We start from the raw sequence: 16,588 nt of genomic DNA, 5'->3' as shown, positions 1-16,588 counted from the left end.
CTGGCTTCTTCAACCATCCTGCGTTGGGCTATCCGTTTGCGCATCACTTCCGCATGCTGCGCAGCGGTCATGGGCGGCACGGTCATCAAGTCTTTCAACTGCGCGGTGTTGCTGTAGTTGCTTTTCATAAGACGGCTCAAATGCTCGGCTCCGTGGTGGATGACAAACTGGCTGCTTCTGATCTCATTATGCGCCGCTATTGGCAACTGCGCCGTCTGTTACGGGACGATTATCGAATAATCGCGTTGCAGTGCAACATAAGAGGTCTGATTGTGCAGCAAAATCATGTCTCCGGCATGACCGCGCGTAAAAAAACAGCCAACCTTGAACGGTTGGCCTGGCGCCATGCGAAAAGCGCCGCGACTACGGGAAAATACTTACTTTTGGTAGTTGACGCGCACCAGCATGCGAATAAATTCGCGCGCGATTTGACGATGATGCTCATCTAATCTTTGCAGATCAGCAATTAATTTCACATCGGCCGACTCGAAACGCGACAAGGCACTGCCCGCTTCACCATTCGGGACAGCGCTTTCGGGCCCGCCAAAGCGCAGCCATTCCGCCGGCACACCAAGCCACTGGGCGATCATGCGCAATTTTTCTTGCGTGGGAATGGCCTCTCCAACTAACCATTTCCTGGCTGCATGCACGGTAATCGGCCGTCCGTCGAAACGGATATTGAATTCCCGGGCCAGTCTGGTCGGGCTGTCGGGGGAGTAGTGGGCGTTTTTCAGAGCCAGCTGAAGTCGCTGGCTGAAGCTTTCGCGTTCGTTAGAAGAATTCATAGGTGTACTATTTCATGTTGTAACATGAAAGTCAGTTTCTTGAATGACCATGCTGATTGTTAATTTTTGAAAAGTAAATACTTCACAATTAACACTCCAGCAGACTTTTTGGGTAAAAAAGCCGCCAAATTTTCTTTTGTTATCCTGCATGGCTTCGGGTCAAATTCGCGGCTGGCTTTGAATTTCGCAATGCAGCACGATTTCAAAGCCTCGTTTTGGCACTACAACATACGGTATAGGATCATGCGCCCCTGAGGCAACAGATGCAAGGTGCACGCCATACAATTTCTTAATAATAAATTTTATAAAAATACTATTTAATTTCATTATAGAAACTTATGACATCATGCTTGCCTGAATGGCAAATTTACTTCCATCATAACGAAAAGCACTTATGTTGGCACGAAGAAAGTTGGTGTCATCTGCGCCAGTATTTCTTTTCTGGTGATACGACGCAGGCGCGCTACAATGGCATTGACGCGAACGTAAACGTCAATCCAGTCAACACATCATGTCCCTCAGCCCCATGTCCCTGCCCGTGCCCGCACCAAGCAATACCTACACCATTACCGAACTGGCCCGCGAGTTCGACATCACGGCGCGCGCCATCCGCTTCTATGAAGACCAGGGCTTGCTGAGCCCGAAACGCGAAGGCGCGGGCGGGCGCAGCCGCGTCTATACGCCACGTGACCGCACTCGCCTCAAGCTGACCTTGCGCGGCAAGCGCCTGGGCCTGGCCTTGTCCGAGATCAAAAGCCTGGTCGACATGTATGAATCGCCAAAAGACACGCGCGCGCAGATGGACCGCTTCCTCGGCGTGCTGGCGCAGCACCGGCAGACCCTGGAGCAGCAGCGCATCGACATCGAAATGGCACTGGCCGAAATCAGCAGCCACGAAGCGGCCTGTGCGCGCATGCTGGCCGAACTGGACGACGGCGCGGTAGCGCGGTAAAAACGCAGCGGCCCGCATGATGCAGGCCGCAAGCACATGCTTTATACTTTGCTTTACGTTTACGTAAACGTCACAACTGAGTATCATAGCTTTTAAAACGATTGCTTTTGAAGCGGCAGACAGCCGATCACATATAACGACGACGAGGACGACATGCTCCATCTCCCAGGCTTGACCTTTGACCACGGCGAAGACATCGCCTCCCTGCGCGAAGCGATACAGCAATTCGCCGCCGCCGAAATCGCCCCGCGCGCGGCCGAAATCGACCGCAGCGACCAGTTCCCGATGGACTTGTGGCGCAAGATGGGCGACATGGGCCTGCTCGGCATCACCGTCAGCGAAGAATATGGCGGCGCCGGCATGGGCTACCTGGCCCACATCATCGCCATGGAAGAAATCTCGCGCGCCTCGGCCTCGGTCGGCCTGTCCTACGGCGCCCACTCGAATCTGTGCGTCAACCAGATCAAGCGCAACGGCAGCGACGAGCAAAAAGCCAGATACCTGCCAAAACTGATCACCGGCGAACACATCGGCGCACTGGCCATGTCGGAACCGAACGCCGGCTCGGACGTCGTCAGCATGCAGCTGCGCGCTGACTTCAAGGGCGACCGCTGGGTGCTGAACGGCACCAAGATGTGGATCACCAACGGCCCCGATGCGGACGTGCTGGTGGTGTACGCCAAGAACGACCTGGCGGCCGGCGCGCGCGGCATGACGGCGTTCCTGATCGAAAAACATTTCAAGGGTTTTTCGATCGCGCAAAAGCTCGACAAACTGGGAATGCGCGGCTCGCATACGGGCGAACTGGTGTTCCAGGATTGCGAAGTGCCAGCTGAAAACGTGCTGGGTGGCTTGGGCAAGGGCGTCAATGTGCTGATGTCGGGCCTCGATTTTGAGCGCACGGTGCTGTCCGGCGGCCCGCTGGGCATCATGCAGGCCTGCATGGATCTGGTGGTGCCGTATGTGCACGAGCGCAAGCAGTTTGGCCAGGCCATCGGCGAATTCCAGCTGATGCAGGGCAAGCTGGCCGATATGTATTCGACCATGATGGCCTGCAAAGCCTATGTGTATGCGGTGGGCCAGGCTTGCGACCGCGCCACCACGCCGGAAGCGGTGCGCCAGTTGCGCAAGGATGCGGCCGGCGCGATTCTGTACAGCGCCGAAAAAGCCACCTGGATGGCCGGCGAAGCGATCCAGACGCTGGGCGGCAATGGCTATATCAATGACTACCCGGCCGGGCGCCTGTGGCGCGACGCCAAGCTGTATGAAATCGGCGCCGGCACCAGCGAAATTCGCCGCATGCTGATCGGCCGCGAATTGTTTGCCGAAACCAAATAAGCCATTACTGATACGGAGATCCATCATGCATGATCCAGTCGTTATCGTCGGTGCCGCGCGCACCCCCATGGGCGCCTTCCAGGGCGATTTTTCCAACGTCACCGCCAGCGACTTGGGCGCCGTGGCCATCAAGGCCGCCGTCGAGCGCGCCGGTGTCGCCCCCGAACTGGTGGAGCACGTGTATTTCGGCAATTGCCTGATGGCCGGCCAGGGCCAGGCGCCGGCGCGCCAGGCCTTGCGCAAGGCTGGCTTGCCGGACTCTACCGGCGCCGTCACCCTGTCGAAAATGTGCGGTTCGGCCATGCAGACCACCATGTTTGCCCACGACACCCTGCTGGCCGGCAGCGCCGAGGTGGTGGTGGCCGGCGGCATGGAATCGATGACCAATGCGCCCTATCTGGTGCCCAAGGCACGCGGCGGCTACCGCATCGGCCACGGCATGCTGTTCGACCACATGATGATGGATGGCCTGGAAGACGCCTACAGCCGCGACGAAAAAGGCAATGCGCGCTCGATGGGCACTTTTGCCGAAGAATGCGCCAGCCAGTATGCGTTCACGCGCGAAGCGCAGGATGCGTTCGCCATCGAATCGGTCAAGCGCGCCCAGGCAGCAGCCAAGGGTGGCGGCTTTGACTGGGAAATCGCTCCCGTTACCGTGCCCGGCCGCGGCGGCGATACCGTCGTCAGCGTCGATGAGGGTCCATTGAAAGCGCGGCTGGAAAAAATCCCGTCCCTGAAACCAGCCTTTAAAAAAGATGGCACGATTACCGCCGCTTCGTCCTCGTCGATCAACGATGGCGCGGCTGCGCTGGTACTGATGCGCGAATCGACGGCGAACAAGCTCGGTCTCACCATCATTGCAAAAATCCACGGCCACGCCACGCATGCCCAGGCACCGAATCTGTTTACCACGGCGCCGATTGGTGCCGTGAAAAAACTGTACGCCAAGACCGGCTGGAGCAGCAGCAATGTCGACCTGTTTGAAATCAACGAGGCATTTGCCGCCGTGCCGATGGCCGCCATGCACGACCTCGATATTCCACACAGCAAGATCAATATCCACGGCGGCGCCTGCGCGCTGGGCCATCCGATCGGCGCCTCGGGCGCGCGCATTATCGTCACCCTGCTGGGTGCCTTGAAAAAGAGCGGCGGCAAGCGCGGTGTGGCGGCGCTGTGCATCGGCGGCGGCGAAGCGACGGCGATGGCGATCGAACTGGTATAAGCTGGGCTTTTCCATCACTCCAGGGAGCAGCATATGCCTACAGCATTGATTATTGGCGCCTCGCGCGGCATCGGCCATGAAATCGTTCGTCAATATCGCCAGGATGGCTGGCGCGTGATCGCCACCGCCCGCAAGGTCGAGGACTGTGAAACGCTCAAGCAACTGGGTGCCGAGGCGCACCAGCTCGACGTGACCGACGTCGAAGGCTGCGCCGGCCTGGGCTGGAAGCTCGACGACGAAAAGCTCGAAGTCGCCATCCTGAACGCGGGCGTGTATGGCCCGCGCCACGACGGCTTTCCCGCGCAAGCCGATTTCGATGCCGTAATGCATACCAATGTGCTGGCGGCGATGCGCTTGCTGCCGATCCTGGCGCCGCTGGTAGGCAATGCCAGGGGCAAGCTGGCGGTACTGTCTTCGCACATGGGCTCGCTCAGCGAACGCAGCAACGCCAGCGGTTCGCTGTACCGCGCCAGCAAGGCGGCCCTCAATTCCGTGCTGATCGATACGGCGCTCGTACACGGCCCGCAGGGCGTGAGCTGCGTGGCCTTCCACCCGGGCTGGGTGCGCACGGACATGGGCGGCGCCGGCGCCGATATTTCTCCCGAAGAAAGCGCGGCCGGCATCCGCGCCACCCTGGCCAGCCTGCCTCAAGCCAGGCAGGCGGTTTTCCGCAATTACGACGGCAGCCCCATCGGCTGGTAAAAAAACCATGATACTCAATGAAGAGCAAAGCATGATACAGGAGGCGCTGCGCAGTTTTTCGCGCGAGCGCCTGGCGCCGAACGCGGCCCACTGGGACAAGGAGCACCATTTCCCGAAAGAAGAACTGCAGGAACTGGCGGCACTGGGCGCGTTTGGCGTGGCCGTGCCGGAGGAACTGGGCGGCGCCGGTCTCGACTATGTGTCGCTGGCACTGGTGCTGGAAGAAATCGCCGCCGGCGATGGTGGCACCTCGACGATTATCTCGGTCAATAATTGCCCCGTTTGCAGCATCGCCATGATGTACGCGAATGCGGCGCAGAAGGAACAATGGCTGCGTCCGCTGGCGCAAGGCACCATGCTGGGCGCCTTTTGCCTGACCGAACCGCACACCGGCAGCGACGCTTCGGCCCTGCGCACCACTGCCACCCGCGATGGCAATGACTACCTGATCAACGGCACCAAGCAGTTCATTACCAGCGGCAAATATGCGGACGTGGCCATCGTCATGGCGGTGACCGACAAGGCGGCCGGCAAGCGCGGCATCAGCGCTTTCTGGGTACCGACCAATACGCCCGGCTATATCGTGGCGGGGTTGGAACAGAAAATGGGCCAGCACTCGTCGGACACCGCGCAAATCCTGTTCGAGAACTGCCGCATACCGGCCGAAAACCTGATCGGCGAGGAAGGCCAAGGCTACAAGATCGCGCTGTCCGGCCTGGAAGGCGGACGCATCGGCATCGCCTCGCAAGCGGTCGGCATGGCGCGCGCCGCCTATGAAGCGGCATTGACTTACGCGCGCGAACGGGAAAGTTTTGGCAAGGCCATCTATGAACACCAGGCGGTACAGTTTCGCCTGGCCGACATGGCCACGCAAATCGAGGCGGCGCGGCAACTGATACGCCATGCGGCATCGATGAAGGACGCCGGCATGCCCTGCCTGAAGGAAGCGGCGATGGCAAAACTGTTTGCGTCCGAGATGGCCGAAAAAGTATGCTCCGACGCCATCCAGGTGCATGGCGGCTACGGCTATGTGTCGGACTTCCCGGTCGAGCGCATCTACCGCGATGTGCGCGTGTGCCAGATCTACGAAGGCACCAGCGATATCCAGAAAATCCTGATCGCCAGAGCTTTATAAAAGCAGTAAAAATCTCGGCGCCTTGAGCAACCGTAGCGAGCAAGCCCGATATCGGCTTGAGTAACGCAGCCGTACTTCGGTACGGCGAGTAACGCCGAGTCGAGAGCGGGCTGCGCAGTAGGTTGCTCAACGCGCCAGCCACAGACGAAAAAAAAGCCCGCTAGCGCGGGCTTCGTTCCAATGTATTACCAATGCTTTAATCGTTTCATGGACGCCAGTGCTATCTGCAAAGTGCCTCCTGATTTTCGGACTCCCATGCTATCTGCATGGTGACTCCAAGTGTAAATCGACCAACGTATCCGGAATTACAAAATCCACTGCTCGTACTCGTTATGCCATCGACATTACACCTGTCGGTCGCCGTACTTGAACTGGATAGTGAGAGTATCTGCTAGCAAATCTCAACCACTGAACGTAGTATAGCACAGCGGTTTGTGCGGCGCAACAACCTTTTTAAATCAAGTTCTTAGCTCCAGCGGCTTGTCTTCTTCACCGCCGCGCGCCACGCGCTCGTATTCGGAAATGACTTGCGCACCCATCAACAGCAAAGTGGCGCCGATCTCCAGGCTGAACATGACGACAATGGCCGTCGTCATCGAACCGTAGACGACATTGACCTGCGAGAGGGTAGAAAAATACCAGACCAGCACATGGCGCGCGATTTCCCACAGCAGTGCCGCCGTCACGCCGCCGATCAGCGCATGGGTAAACGACAGCCGGCCCACCGGCATCACCAGGTAAATTGAACTCAGTACCAGTATCTCGCCGGTCAACCCCAGCAAATACAGCAGCGCGCCCGACAAGCCCTCGAGGCCCCAATCCTTGCGTAGGAAGCGCACGCTTTCGTCACCCATCACCTGCAGGCCACCGGCCACCAGGGTAATGAGCAGGATGCCCACGCCCAGGCACAGGATATAGCAATACGGCAAGATGGCGGAAATCAGGAAATGGCGGCGCCGTATCGCCACGCGATGGTTGAAAATCACGCTCATGGCGTTTTCCAGTACTGTGAACGCCAGTGAGCTGAAAAACAGCATGGTAACGAGCAACAGCCAGCCGATCACGCTGCGGTTATCGAGAAAATGCGCGACCTCGGCCACGATGGCTTTCGATTGCCCCGGCACTAGCCATTCCAGGTAGTGGCCGATGGTGCGCAGCAGTTCGTCTTCAGCGATCACGTGCGACAGCGCCACCACCACCAGCATCAGGAGCGGCACGATGGACAGCAGCGAGTAATACGCGACGGCGCCGGCCAGCAGCAGGCCCTGGTTGGCGCGAAAGCCTTTCAGTACCTGCAATACGAACGATAAAGGATGGCTGAGGATATACGCACTGGCGTGGCGGTTGATCATGATGCACCTGGTAAAGGACGCGACATGACACTGTGCCATGCCGCCCATGCACCATAGCATACGGACAAATTGCGCCCACCGCCGTACGCGAGCTAACTGACGGCAGCTTCCAACAGAGTGAGCGTCTGGCGCTCGGCATCCAGGGTGGCCAGTATGCCCATGGGCAAGGTGAACTGGTCGCGGATATGGCCGAAGGAATAGCCGGCCACTGCCGTCGCCGTCAGTGGCAGCAAATGCTGGTCCACGGTCTGCTCGAGCGTCAATGAACTGCCACCCTCTTCCGCCTCGCAATGCATGAACACGCCCAGCATCAGCGCCGCTGCGCTCGACAGCTTGCTTGCCAGATCCAGCTGATACAACATGCGGTCGACCCGGTATGGCGCTTCGTTGATTTCTTCCAGAAACACTATGCGCTGCTCGAACTCGGCCGCATACGGCGTGCCGGCCAGCGCGCTGACCATGCACAGGTTGCCGCCGGTCAGCCGCCCCGTCGCCTGGCCGCCATGCACGGTGCGGATGGTGAAGTTGGGCTGGGTTTGCGCGCGGCGGTGATTTTCCAGCGCCATCGGTATCGTATATTGCTCCTGCGGCTGCATCAGTACGGCTTGCAAGTGCGTCACGGTGTAATCGGAAAAGGTTGAGGACGCCACCGGCCCGTGAAATGTCACCAGGCCCGTGTGGCGATGAATCGCCAGGTGCAGCGCGGTAATATCGGAATAGCCGATCAGGATCTTCGGGTTGGCGCGGATCATCTTGTAGTCGATATGCGCCAGCAGCGAAATGCAGCCCGAACCGCCACGTATGGCCCATACGGCCTTGACTTGCGGGTCACGAAACGCCGCATGCAGGTCGTCCAGCCGTTGCTGCACCGTGCCGGCGTAATTGCCGTGCACGGCACGGATATGCGTACCCAAGGTAACGCGCAGCCCCAGCGATTCGATATTGCTGATGGCCCTGGTGATGTCGTCTTCATCGAGCAGGCCGGCAGGAGCGACCAGAGCGACCAGGTCGCCCTGGCGCAGGCGCGCCGGTTTGATCAGGGGGTGTGCTTGCATGGGTGCTCCTTTTGGCTGCGCGGCAGCGGCCAGGGCCGGTGCGCCTGCCGCACCGACGGCGGCGGCCAGCATGCCGCCAAACTGGCGCCGGCTAAAACTGCTGTGACTGCTCATGCGGCCCTTTCTGGAAAAGAAAACGGCGGCGCCAGGCGCCGCCGCTGCAGTCATGCTCCGCCTGCGCGGATTACATGAACTTGTATTTCACCTGGAACGACAGCGCACGGCCACGCGGATCGGCCACTCGTGGGTCCCAGCCGGCGCCGACCACATCGTCAACGTTATGCGCAGTGAACGGCGGGTCCTTGTCGAACAGGTTCTGGATGCCCACCGTCAGGGTCGTATTCTTGAAACCGGTATAAGTGCCCGACAGGGTATAGGTAGTATAGCTGCCGACCTTCGGATTGAAGCCGGCCGGGTACGGCAGTGCGCCGCCATTCGGCACCTGGTCCTTGTAACCGGTGCTGTAGTTCTGCGTCAGCAAACCGCTCCAGTCGCCACGCGCCAGCGAGAACGAGGCGTTGTGCTTCCAGCGCAAATACAGGTCGCGCGTGTAGAAATTGCCCACGTACTCCTTGTACTCCTGGCCGGCAATCTCGGCAAACTTGAAGCTCTGGGTCCAGGTGCCATCGAGCGCCGCATTCCATTTGTAGCCGTTGGTGCTGCCTTCGCCACGCAAGCTCAGGTCGGCGCCGCGCGTGCGCGAACCGGCCGCATTGATCCAGCCGGCCTGGATGTAGTTGATGGTGTCATCGGCATTGCGGATGATGTTTTGCGGCAGCAAAGCGGCATTTTGCAACACGATGGTGGCCGACCGGTTCAGGATGCGGTCCCTGGAATTGATGGCCCAATAATCGAGCGAGGCGGAATATCCCTTGAGCGGTTCGATCACCATCCCCAAGCTGCCCTGCTTCGAGGTTTCCGGTTTCAGCGCGGTATTGCCGCCCGAGAAATAATTCAGGCGTGATGGTGCGCAGAAGACCGGATCGCCAGGATGGCGGCCGCAACCAATGGTATCGATCACGCCGCTCGACAGTTCCTGGAACAGCTGGCCCGAATACAGCTGGGTAAAGCTGGGCGCCAGGAAACCCTTGTTGGCCGAACCACGGAACAGCAGCCAGGAAGCGGGCTGGTAGCGGAACGACACTTTCGGATTGGTCGATGCGCCGACCAGGCTGTAGTCATCGCGGCGCAAGGCCAGCTGCATTTCCAGGTCCTTGATGATCGGTACCAGCAATTCCGCGTACACGGCCTTGACGTTGCGGCTGGCTTTATCCAGCGCCGCATTGCCCGGCGACAGATACACCAGCGTCGCATCGATATCCTGGCCAAACGCATAGCTTTCGCGGCGCAGGTCAAAACCGACTGCGGCCGACATGGCGCCGGCCGGCAATTGCAGCAACTCACCAGACACCGAGCCATCGATACCCGTCAGGGTAGTCTTGCCATGTTGAAAATCGCCACGGAACTTGGTCGACTCGATCAGATCCCTGGCAGCCTGGCTCTGGCTCTGGCCAGGGCCCACCCACGGATTGATCACGCCGCTGGCCAGCGCCGGGAACAGCTGCGCCGTGTACGAGTAGCCGTCAAGCAGCCTGGTGTTGGTCTTGCTTTGCGCATGCGACACGCCGGCTTTGTAGTCCCACTTGCCGAGCGTGCCTTCGAAGCCAACCAGCAGGCGCAGGTTGTCGGTGGTGTTTTCCTGGGTGCGGTTGCCGAAATCGTTGGCGCGCCATTTATACGAAATCGGCTTGGTATTGTCGAAGGTCGGGATGTAGGCAGACAAGTCCTGGTAATACGCGCCACCGACTGGATAGAGATTGCCCGCAGCAGCCGTAGTCTGGATCTGCATCGGCGTAAATTCCGCCGTCGCCTTGGTGCGCGAGCCAAGCAGCTCGACAAACATCGTATGGTCCTGCGCCAGCTTGAAAGTGCCACGGCTGAGCAAATTGGCGCGCTCGACCGGGAAGGAAATCACATAGTCGCCACCGTAGTCGTAGGCGCAGGAATAGGTGGTGCGCAGCGGCGAAGTAACTTTCGACCACAGCGCCGTCTGGTATTGCGACATGCCGGCCACCGTATCGCACTTGCCCGTCAAGCTCAGCGGATTGGCTTGCAAGTATTGATTGGTGCTGCCGGGAACCGTAAACGAGGTACCCAGGGCCGTGCCGGCGCCGGTCAGCTGGTTGGCGAACGGCGTGCCGGTGGTGTCAGGCGACAGGCCGCGGCCCGGCTGGAAACCGTTGGCAAAACTGCGCTGGCTCGAGCTGAGCTTGTCGTCATTGTCGACCGTCAAGCTCATCATGACGTTGTAGCCGTCTTCTTCCAGGCTGCCATGGCCGGCCAGCAAGGCGGCGCGGCGATTCATGCCGCCGCCTGCTTCGGTGGAATTGGTGGTGGCCGACGCTTCCACGCCGTTGTAATTGGTTTTCAGAATGAAATTGATCACGCCGCCGATGGCGTCGGTGCCATAGATGGCCGAAGCGCCATCCTTGAGGATTTCCACGCGCGAGATGGCGCCCATCGGGATCGAGTTCAGGTCGACCGCCTTGCCGCTGGCGCCGTGGGTGGCAATACGCCGGCCGTTCAACAGCACCAGGGTGCTGTTCGGCCCCAGGCCGCGCAGCGAAGCGAACGATGCACCGCCGCTGACCCGGTCGGCATCGGCGCCAAATACGTTATTGCCGGAGGTCATATTGTTCGCACCGGTGCCATTCGACGAGATGGTCGACATCAATTGTTCGGCGCTGGTAATGCCCTGCTTTTCGATCTGATCGTAGGTGATCACTTGCACCGGCAGCGCACCTTCCTTGGCGATGCGCTTGATGCTGCTGCCCGTCACTTCGACCCGTTGCATTGCCTGTGGCGTCGCTTCCTGTGCGACGGCCGTGCCAGCCACCCCTATCAATGCCATCAACTGCGCTAGCTTCTTCAATTTCACGGGCCTTCTCCTTATTGGGCAATCGATACTTGAATTCTTCAAGCCAGGTTGTTAGTCATATCGCTGCATCTGTCTCGCAGTACATTTTTTTATGATGTTTGCGCATGACTTTATTTGTTTTCATTTTCAGAGTAGCGCGATGCTTCCGCCACCAGCCAATGAAATATGCTTTCCTAACCATAACTTTTTGGAATGAATGCCCTTTTTCACCGCTGGCTTATTTCGCTGCGGGGCGGCCCCGTGTCATATCGACGTCCAGATAGCGCCAGGAAGTGAATTCCACGGGATGGCGCCTGTAGTTTTTTAGCCACGGCTGCTGCAGGTCGGCCGAAACAGGATGGGTCAGCAGCACCCATGGCGTATAGGCATGGATCAGCTGTGACATGTCGAAGTACAGGCTGTGCCGGCGTGGCGTATCGGACAGCAGGCGCGCCTCCTCATAGCGTTTATTGTAATCGGGCAAGTTGAAGCGAGCGTAGTTGACTCGGCCACTGTTGGGACCGTACAACAATTGCATAAAGTTATCACCATCCGGGAAGTCGGCGATCCAGTTGGTCTCGAACATCTGCACCTTGCCCAGGCGCGAGGCCTTGATGATTTCGGTCTTCTTGTCGCTCTTGAATTCCACGCGCAGGCCGATCGCATTGAGATTGCGGCGCCACAACTCGTCGCGCAACCTTCCCACCGTGCTCGGCTCCGTGTGCATGGTCAGGATCAAGGGCGTGCCGTCGGGCTGGCGGCGAAAACCATCCGCGCCCAGCTTGTAGCCGAAACGGTCCAGCAGCGCACGCGCCAGTACCGGATCGTATGACACAGGGCTGCGGTAGTTTTTATCGTAGCCCAGCACATTGGGCGGCAGCGGCGACTGCGCCGGCAGGGCCATGCCCTTTTTCAACAACGCGATATCCTCGCCGCTGTTATAGCTGAGGGCAATCGCGCGCCGCAGGGCCAGCCTGACTTTGCTGTAGCCTCCGAGCACCGAATCGTCCATATTCATCCACATATAATAGGTCTGCAGCACCGGGAAACGTTCCAGGGTGATGCCTTTCGCTGCCAGTTCCGGCTTCAGTGCGCCGTTGGCCAGCACCATATCGGTCAGCGACTCGGGCACCTGCTCAAGGTAATCGAACTCGCCTTTCAGGAAGCCCAGCATGCGCGACTGGTATTCCTCGACGATGCGCACTTCGATGCGCTCGACCAGCGGCAGCTTTTTTCCTTCCAGCGACCTGGCAATCGCCTGATCGGCTGGCGCCAGTGCGGCCAGCGCCGCCTGCTGCGTATGGAATACGGTGGTACGGAAATCGGGATTGGCCTGCAGCACGATCTTGTCGCTGCGCTTCCACTCGGTGATCATGAACGGACCGGTACCTACCGGATGGTTGCCCAGCTGGCCAGGCGCCTTGTACGCTTCGGCCACTTCGCGCGCCACTACGCCGGTGGCCGGCATGGCCAGATAAAACAAAAAGTTCGGATCGATGCTGTTGAGGCGGATGCGCAGCGTATATTTGTCCAGCGCCTGCAGTCCTGCGATCGGCGTGTCGTAGCTGAAGTTTTTCTTCAGCGCCGCATCGCCCACCAGTTTGTCTTCCAGCAAAAACAGCCACGGCGATTTCAGCGCAGGGTCGTACAGCCGCATCAGGCTGTACACATAATCTTGCGCCGTCACTTCGCGCGGCTTGCCCTTGAAGGCAGGGTCGGGCGTAAAGAACACGCCGGGCTGGATCCGGAAGGTATAGCTCAGGCCACCGTCCTCGATTTTCGGCAGGCCGCGCGCCGTGTTGCCCTGCAGCTTGACCGGGCGCGCCAGGTAGTCGTAGCGCAGCAGCGGATCAAACACGTTTTCCATCAGGTTCAGGCTGGCCAGGTCGGAAGCGACGGCCGGGTCCAGGCCCGTCTCGCTGGTACTGAGGAACAGGTGCAGGGTCTTGCCGGCACGAGCAGCCCCGGCATCGGCGGCGGCCTCGGTGGCTGCCTGAGCAGTGCCGGCAAACAAGCTCAACAACACGAGGCAGGCGGCGCAAGCGGTTTTACGCAAAAACATTATCAGTGATCCAGTACAGGTGAAGGCAGGCATTGTCCACACTACGCGGGCAAGCACAAGGACGCCAATGAAAACAGGCTGCCAGCTTATAACCTTTTGGCATGCGAAGGCTGCATTCTTTCATCAACGTAGCGCACGCTGCCTCTATACTTTGCTTGCAGGTATTTTCCTTGTTTCACATTAAAAACTGATCATCCATGGCACTCAATTACATCTGGTCCGGCTTTTTCCTCGTAGGTTTCCTCGCTGCCGTGCTGCAGTGGCTGTTCCTGGGCGATACCGATATCTTCAAGCGCATCATCGATGGCACCTTTGAAACAGCCCGCATGGGCGTGATGGATATCGCGCTGCCGCTGGCCGGCGTGATGACCTTGTGGCTGGGCATCATGAATATCGGCGAAAAGGCGGGCATCGTCGGCTGGCTGGCGAAGGTGATCGCGCCGTTCTTTTCGCGCATCTTCCCGGAAATTCCCAAGGATCATCCGGCCACCGGCCATATGGTGATGAATTTCTCGGCCAACCTGCTGGGGCTGGACAATGCGGCCACGCCGTTTGGCCTGAAAGCGATGGAAAGCCTGCAGACGCTGAACCCGAACAAGGAAGAAGCCACCAACGCGCAGATCATGTTCCTGGTGCTGCATACCTCGGGCCTGACCCTGATACCTCTGGCAATCATGGCGCAGCGCTCCATTTTAGGTGCTGCCGATCCGTCCGACATCTTTATTCCCTGCATGATCGCCACCTATGTCGCTACCGTCGTCGGCATCATCACGGTATCGATCAAGCAACGCATCAATCTGCTCAACAGCGTGGTGCTGAGCTGGCTGGGCGGCATGACGGCCGCCATCGTCGCCATGATCTGGTATTTCACGCAATATCTGACAAAACAGGAAATCGAGCTGGTGTCGAAAGTGGTCAGCAACCTGGTGCTGATCAGCGTGATCGCCATCTTTATCATCGGAGCACTGCGCAAAAAAGTGAACGTGTATGACGCCTTTATCGAAGGGGCCAAAGGCGGCATCCAGACGTCGATCACCGTGATTCCCTACCTGGTCGGCATGCTGGTGGCCATCAGCGTGATCCGCAACGCGGGGGTGTTCAATTTCGTCATGAGCGGCTTTAACTGGTTCTTTGCCAACCTTGGCATCAATACCGATTTCGTGCCCGCCTTGCCGACCGCCATGATGAAGCCGCTCAGCGGTTCCGGCTCGAAAGCGATGATGATCGACGCCATGAATACCTATGGCGTCGATTCCTTCGTCGGCCGACTGGCCTGCGTGTTCCAGGGCTCGGCCGACACCACCTTCTATATCGTGGCTCTGTACTTCGGCTCGGTCGGTATCCGCAAGACGCGCTATGCCATCACGGCCGGCCTGATCGCCGACCTCGCCGGCGTGGTTACCGCCGTGTTTGTCGCCTACGTCTTTTTCCATTGAGGAGCGCCATGTTACGTCCCGTACTGATCGCCGCCCTGTTGGCCGGGCTTGGCCTGTCGACAGCGTACGCGCAATTACCCGAGTCGGTCAGCGTGCTGCTGCGCAGCGCCAATATTCCCGAGGACGCCATGGGCGCCATCGTCCTGCGCGGCAACACCGTGGTGATGTCGCACGGCGCCGAACGCAGCATGCAGCCGGCATCGACCATGAAACTGGTGACCACGGCCGTTGGCCTGGAACAGCTGGGACCCACCTTTCGCGGCCGCACGGAGCTGCGCACCAGCGCCGACGTCATCAATGGGGTGTTGAAGGGTGACCTGATCTTGCGCGGCGGCGCCGACACGGATTTCAATGCCGACGTGCTCGAACACATGCTGCAAACCCTGCGCAACCAGGGTATCGTGAAAATCAAGGGCGACCTGATCCTCGACCGCCAGTTGTTCCAGCCGGCCCGTCCCGATATCGGTGCACCACCGTTCGATGAATCGGCCGAGTTCCGCTACAACGTGATTCCCGACGCCTTGCTGCTCAATACCAATTTGCTCGATATCGAACTCAGCTCGACCACGCAGCAACTGAACCTGCTGATGCTGCCGGCGCTCGAGAATGTGACGCTCACCAGCGACATGACTTTAGTAAAAGGCAGTTGCGCGCGCTGGGAAGACGGCTGGCGTCCGCCCGAATACCGACGCGATACGGGCGGCAAGCTGCAAGTCATCCTGCATGGCACCTTCCCGCAGAATTGCCATAAGGCGTTCAGCATCAATGTGCTGGACCGCAACGATTACGCCGATCGCTTGTTCCGCAGCACCTGGAAGCGGCTGGGCGGCACCATTACCGGCAGCGTGCGGGAAGCACCAAACACAGGCTTGCCGCCGGTGGCCGAACCAGTCGGCACGCGCATGCTGGCCGATCACGTGGCGCGCGCCTTGCCGGAAGTGCTGCGCGACATCAACAAATCGTCCGACAACACCCTGGCGCGCACTCTGTTCCTCAGCATCGGCAGCCTGCAAAGCGATGGCTGGCTGGGCAGCCGACCGGTCGCCATGACGGCGCCCGAAGATACAGCCACGCGTACGCGGCAAGTAATACAGGACTGGATGCAGCGCCACGGTATCGATACAAACGGCATGCTGGTCGACAATGGTTCAGGCCTGTCGCGCACGGGCCGCATTGCGCCGCTGCAGCTGGCAGGCGTGTTGCAGGCGATGCAGCAAAGCGTGTGGGCGCCCGAATTCCAGTCCAGCCTGCCCATCGTGGCTTTGGACGGCACCATGCGCAAGCGCCTGCTGGGCAGCCCGGCCGCCGCACGCGCCCGCATCAAGACGGGAACGCTGAAAAATGTAGTGGCAATCGCCGGGTATGTGCCGGACGCCAACAACCGGCAATGCGTGGTGGTAGCCATGATCAATAGCGACCTGGTGGGCAATGGCAACGGCCGCGCCGCAGTCGACGCGCTGATCGAGTGGGTGGCCCGGAGCGTTGCGACGCCGGGGGTCGCAAGCCAATAACCCTTGAACAGCCGGGGTCAGACCCTCAATGCCGCAAACTCAGAGGCTTGCGCCGTCGGTCGTGGGGGTCTGACCCCAGACTTCGCTTGGGGTTAACAATGACAAATCACCAGACGAAAAA

13 protein-coding genes are annotated in these 16,588 nt (G+C 59.5%); 8 read left to right on the top strand and 5 right to left on the bottom strand.

The window, feature by feature from the left end:
* Positions 1–23 precede the first annotated feature (23 nt).
* The gene (locus ACQ4WM_RS19880; protein WP_436548540.1) at positions 24–449 is read left to right on the top strand and encodes a hypothetical protein; all 426 of its coding nucleotides are present in this window, start codon (positions 24–26) and stop codon (positions 447–449) included.
* Here the strand turns inward: ACQ4WM_RS19880 and ACQ4WM_RS19875 are convergent.
* Positions 378–785, bottom strand: coding sequence for a hypothetical protein (locus tag ACQ4WM_RS19875; protein WP_308923082.1), 408 nt, complete (start codon positions 783–785; stop codon positions 378–380). The genes ACQ4WM_RS19880 and ACQ4WM_RS19875 overlap by 72 nt on opposite strands.
* Positions 786–1,296: 511 nt before the next feature.
* Between ACQ4WM_RS19875 and ACQ4WM_RS19870 the strand changes: the two genes are divergently transcribed.
* The 5 genes from ACQ4WM_RS19870 (at position 1,297) to ACQ4WM_RS19850 (ending at position 6,134) form a co-directional block, all read left to right on the top strand.
* Positions 1,297–1,737 carry a MerR family transcriptional regulator gene (locus tag ACQ4WM_RS19870; protein WP_436548390.1) on the top strand — a complete coding sequence of 147 codons (441 nt, stop codon included), beginning with the start codon at positions 1,297–1,299 and terminating at the stop codon, positions 1,735–1,737.
* Between the two features lie 153 nt (positions 1,738–1,890).
* Positions 1,891–3,075: an isovaleryl-CoA dehydrogenase gene (locus ACQ4WM_RS19865; RefSeq protein ID WP_436548389.1), complete on the top strand. Its 1,185-nt coding sequence runs from the start codon at positions 1,891–1,893 to the stop codon at positions 3,073–3,075.
* A gap of 25 nt (positions 3,076–3,100) precedes the next feature.
* A complete protein-coding gene (locus tag ACQ4WM_RS19860; RefSeq protein WP_436548388.1) occupies positions 3,101–4,297 on the top strand; it encodes an acetyl-CoA C-acyltransferase in 1,197 nt (398 codons plus the stop codon).
* A gap of 33 nt (positions 4,298–4,330) precedes the next feature.
* The gene (locus ACQ4WM_RS19855; RefSeq protein ID WP_436548387.1) at positions 4,331–4,999 is read left to right on the top strand and encodes an SDR family oxidoreductase; all 669 of its coding nucleotides are present in this window, start codon (positions 4,331–4,333) and stop codon (positions 4,997–4,999) included.
* A gap of 7 nt (positions 5,000–5,006) precedes the next feature.
* Entirely contained in the window at positions 5,007–6,134 is a 1,128-nt protein-coding gene (locus tag ACQ4WM_RS19850; protein WP_436548386.1) for an acyl-CoA dehydrogenase family protein, read from the top strand.
* A 458-nt stretch (positions 6,135–6,592) separates the two neighbouring features.
* Here ACQ4WM_RS19850 and ACQ4WM_RS19845 read toward each other — a convergent pair whose 3' ends face one another.
* From ACQ4WM_RS19845 to ACQ4WM_RS19830, 4 genes are all read right to left on the bottom strand, one after another.
* Entirely contained in the window at positions 6,593–7,486 is an 894-nt protein-coding gene (locus tag ACQ4WM_RS19845) for a YihY/virulence factor BrkB family protein (protein ID WP_436548385.1), read from the bottom strand.
* 92 nt (positions 7,487–7,578) lie between these two features.
* On the bottom strand, positions 7,579–8,655 hold the full coding sequence (locus ACQ4WM_RS19840; protein WP_436548384.1) for a S66 peptidase family protein: 1,077 nt from the start codon (positions 8,653–8,655) through the stop codon (positions 7,579–7,581).
* A 70-nt stretch (positions 8,656–8,725) separates the two neighbouring features.
* Positions 8,726–11,479: a TonB-dependent receptor gene (locus tag ACQ4WM_RS19835; RefSeq protein ID WP_436548383.1), complete on the bottom strand. Its 2,754-nt coding sequence runs from the start codon at positions 11,477–11,479 to the stop codon at positions 8,726–8,728.
* A gap of 217 nt (positions 11,480–11,696) precedes the next feature.
* Complete coding sequence (locus tag ACQ4WM_RS19830) at positions 11,697–13,520, bottom strand: ABC transporter substrate-binding protein (protein WP_436548382.1); 1,824 nt, start codon at positions 13,518–13,520, stop codon at positions 11,697–11,699.
* A gap of 197 nt (positions 13,521–13,717) precedes the next feature.
* Here ACQ4WM_RS19830 and ACQ4WM_RS19825 point away from each other — a divergent pair, with 197 nt between their 5' ends.
* Together ACQ4WM_RS19825 and dacB are read left to right on the top strand one after the other, a co-directional pair.
* The gene (locus ACQ4WM_RS19825) at positions 13,718–14,956 is read left to right on the top strand and encodes a nucleoside recognition domain-containing protein (protein WP_436548381.1); all 1,239 of its coding nucleotides are present in this window, start codon (positions 13,718–13,720) and stop codon (positions 14,954–14,956) included.
* 8 nt (positions 14,957–14,964) lie between these two features.
* Complete coding sequence (gene dacB, locus ACQ4WM_RS19820) at positions 14,965–16,467, top strand: D-alanyl-D-alanine carboxypeptidase/D-alanyl-D-alanine endopeptidase (RefSeq protein ID WP_436548380.1); 1,503 nt, start codon at positions 14,965–14,967, stop codon at positions 16,465–16,467.
* The last annotated feature ends 121 nt before the right edge of the window (positions 16,468–16,588 follow it).

Source organism: Janthinobacterium longum, assembly GCF_051380735.1.
GTDB lineage: Bacteria > Pseudomonadota > Gammaproteobacteria > Burkholderiales > Burkholderiaceae_D > Janthinobacterium.
Note: the sequence above shows the minus strand (reverse complement) of the source record. Positions and strands in the feature narration are given on the sequence as shown.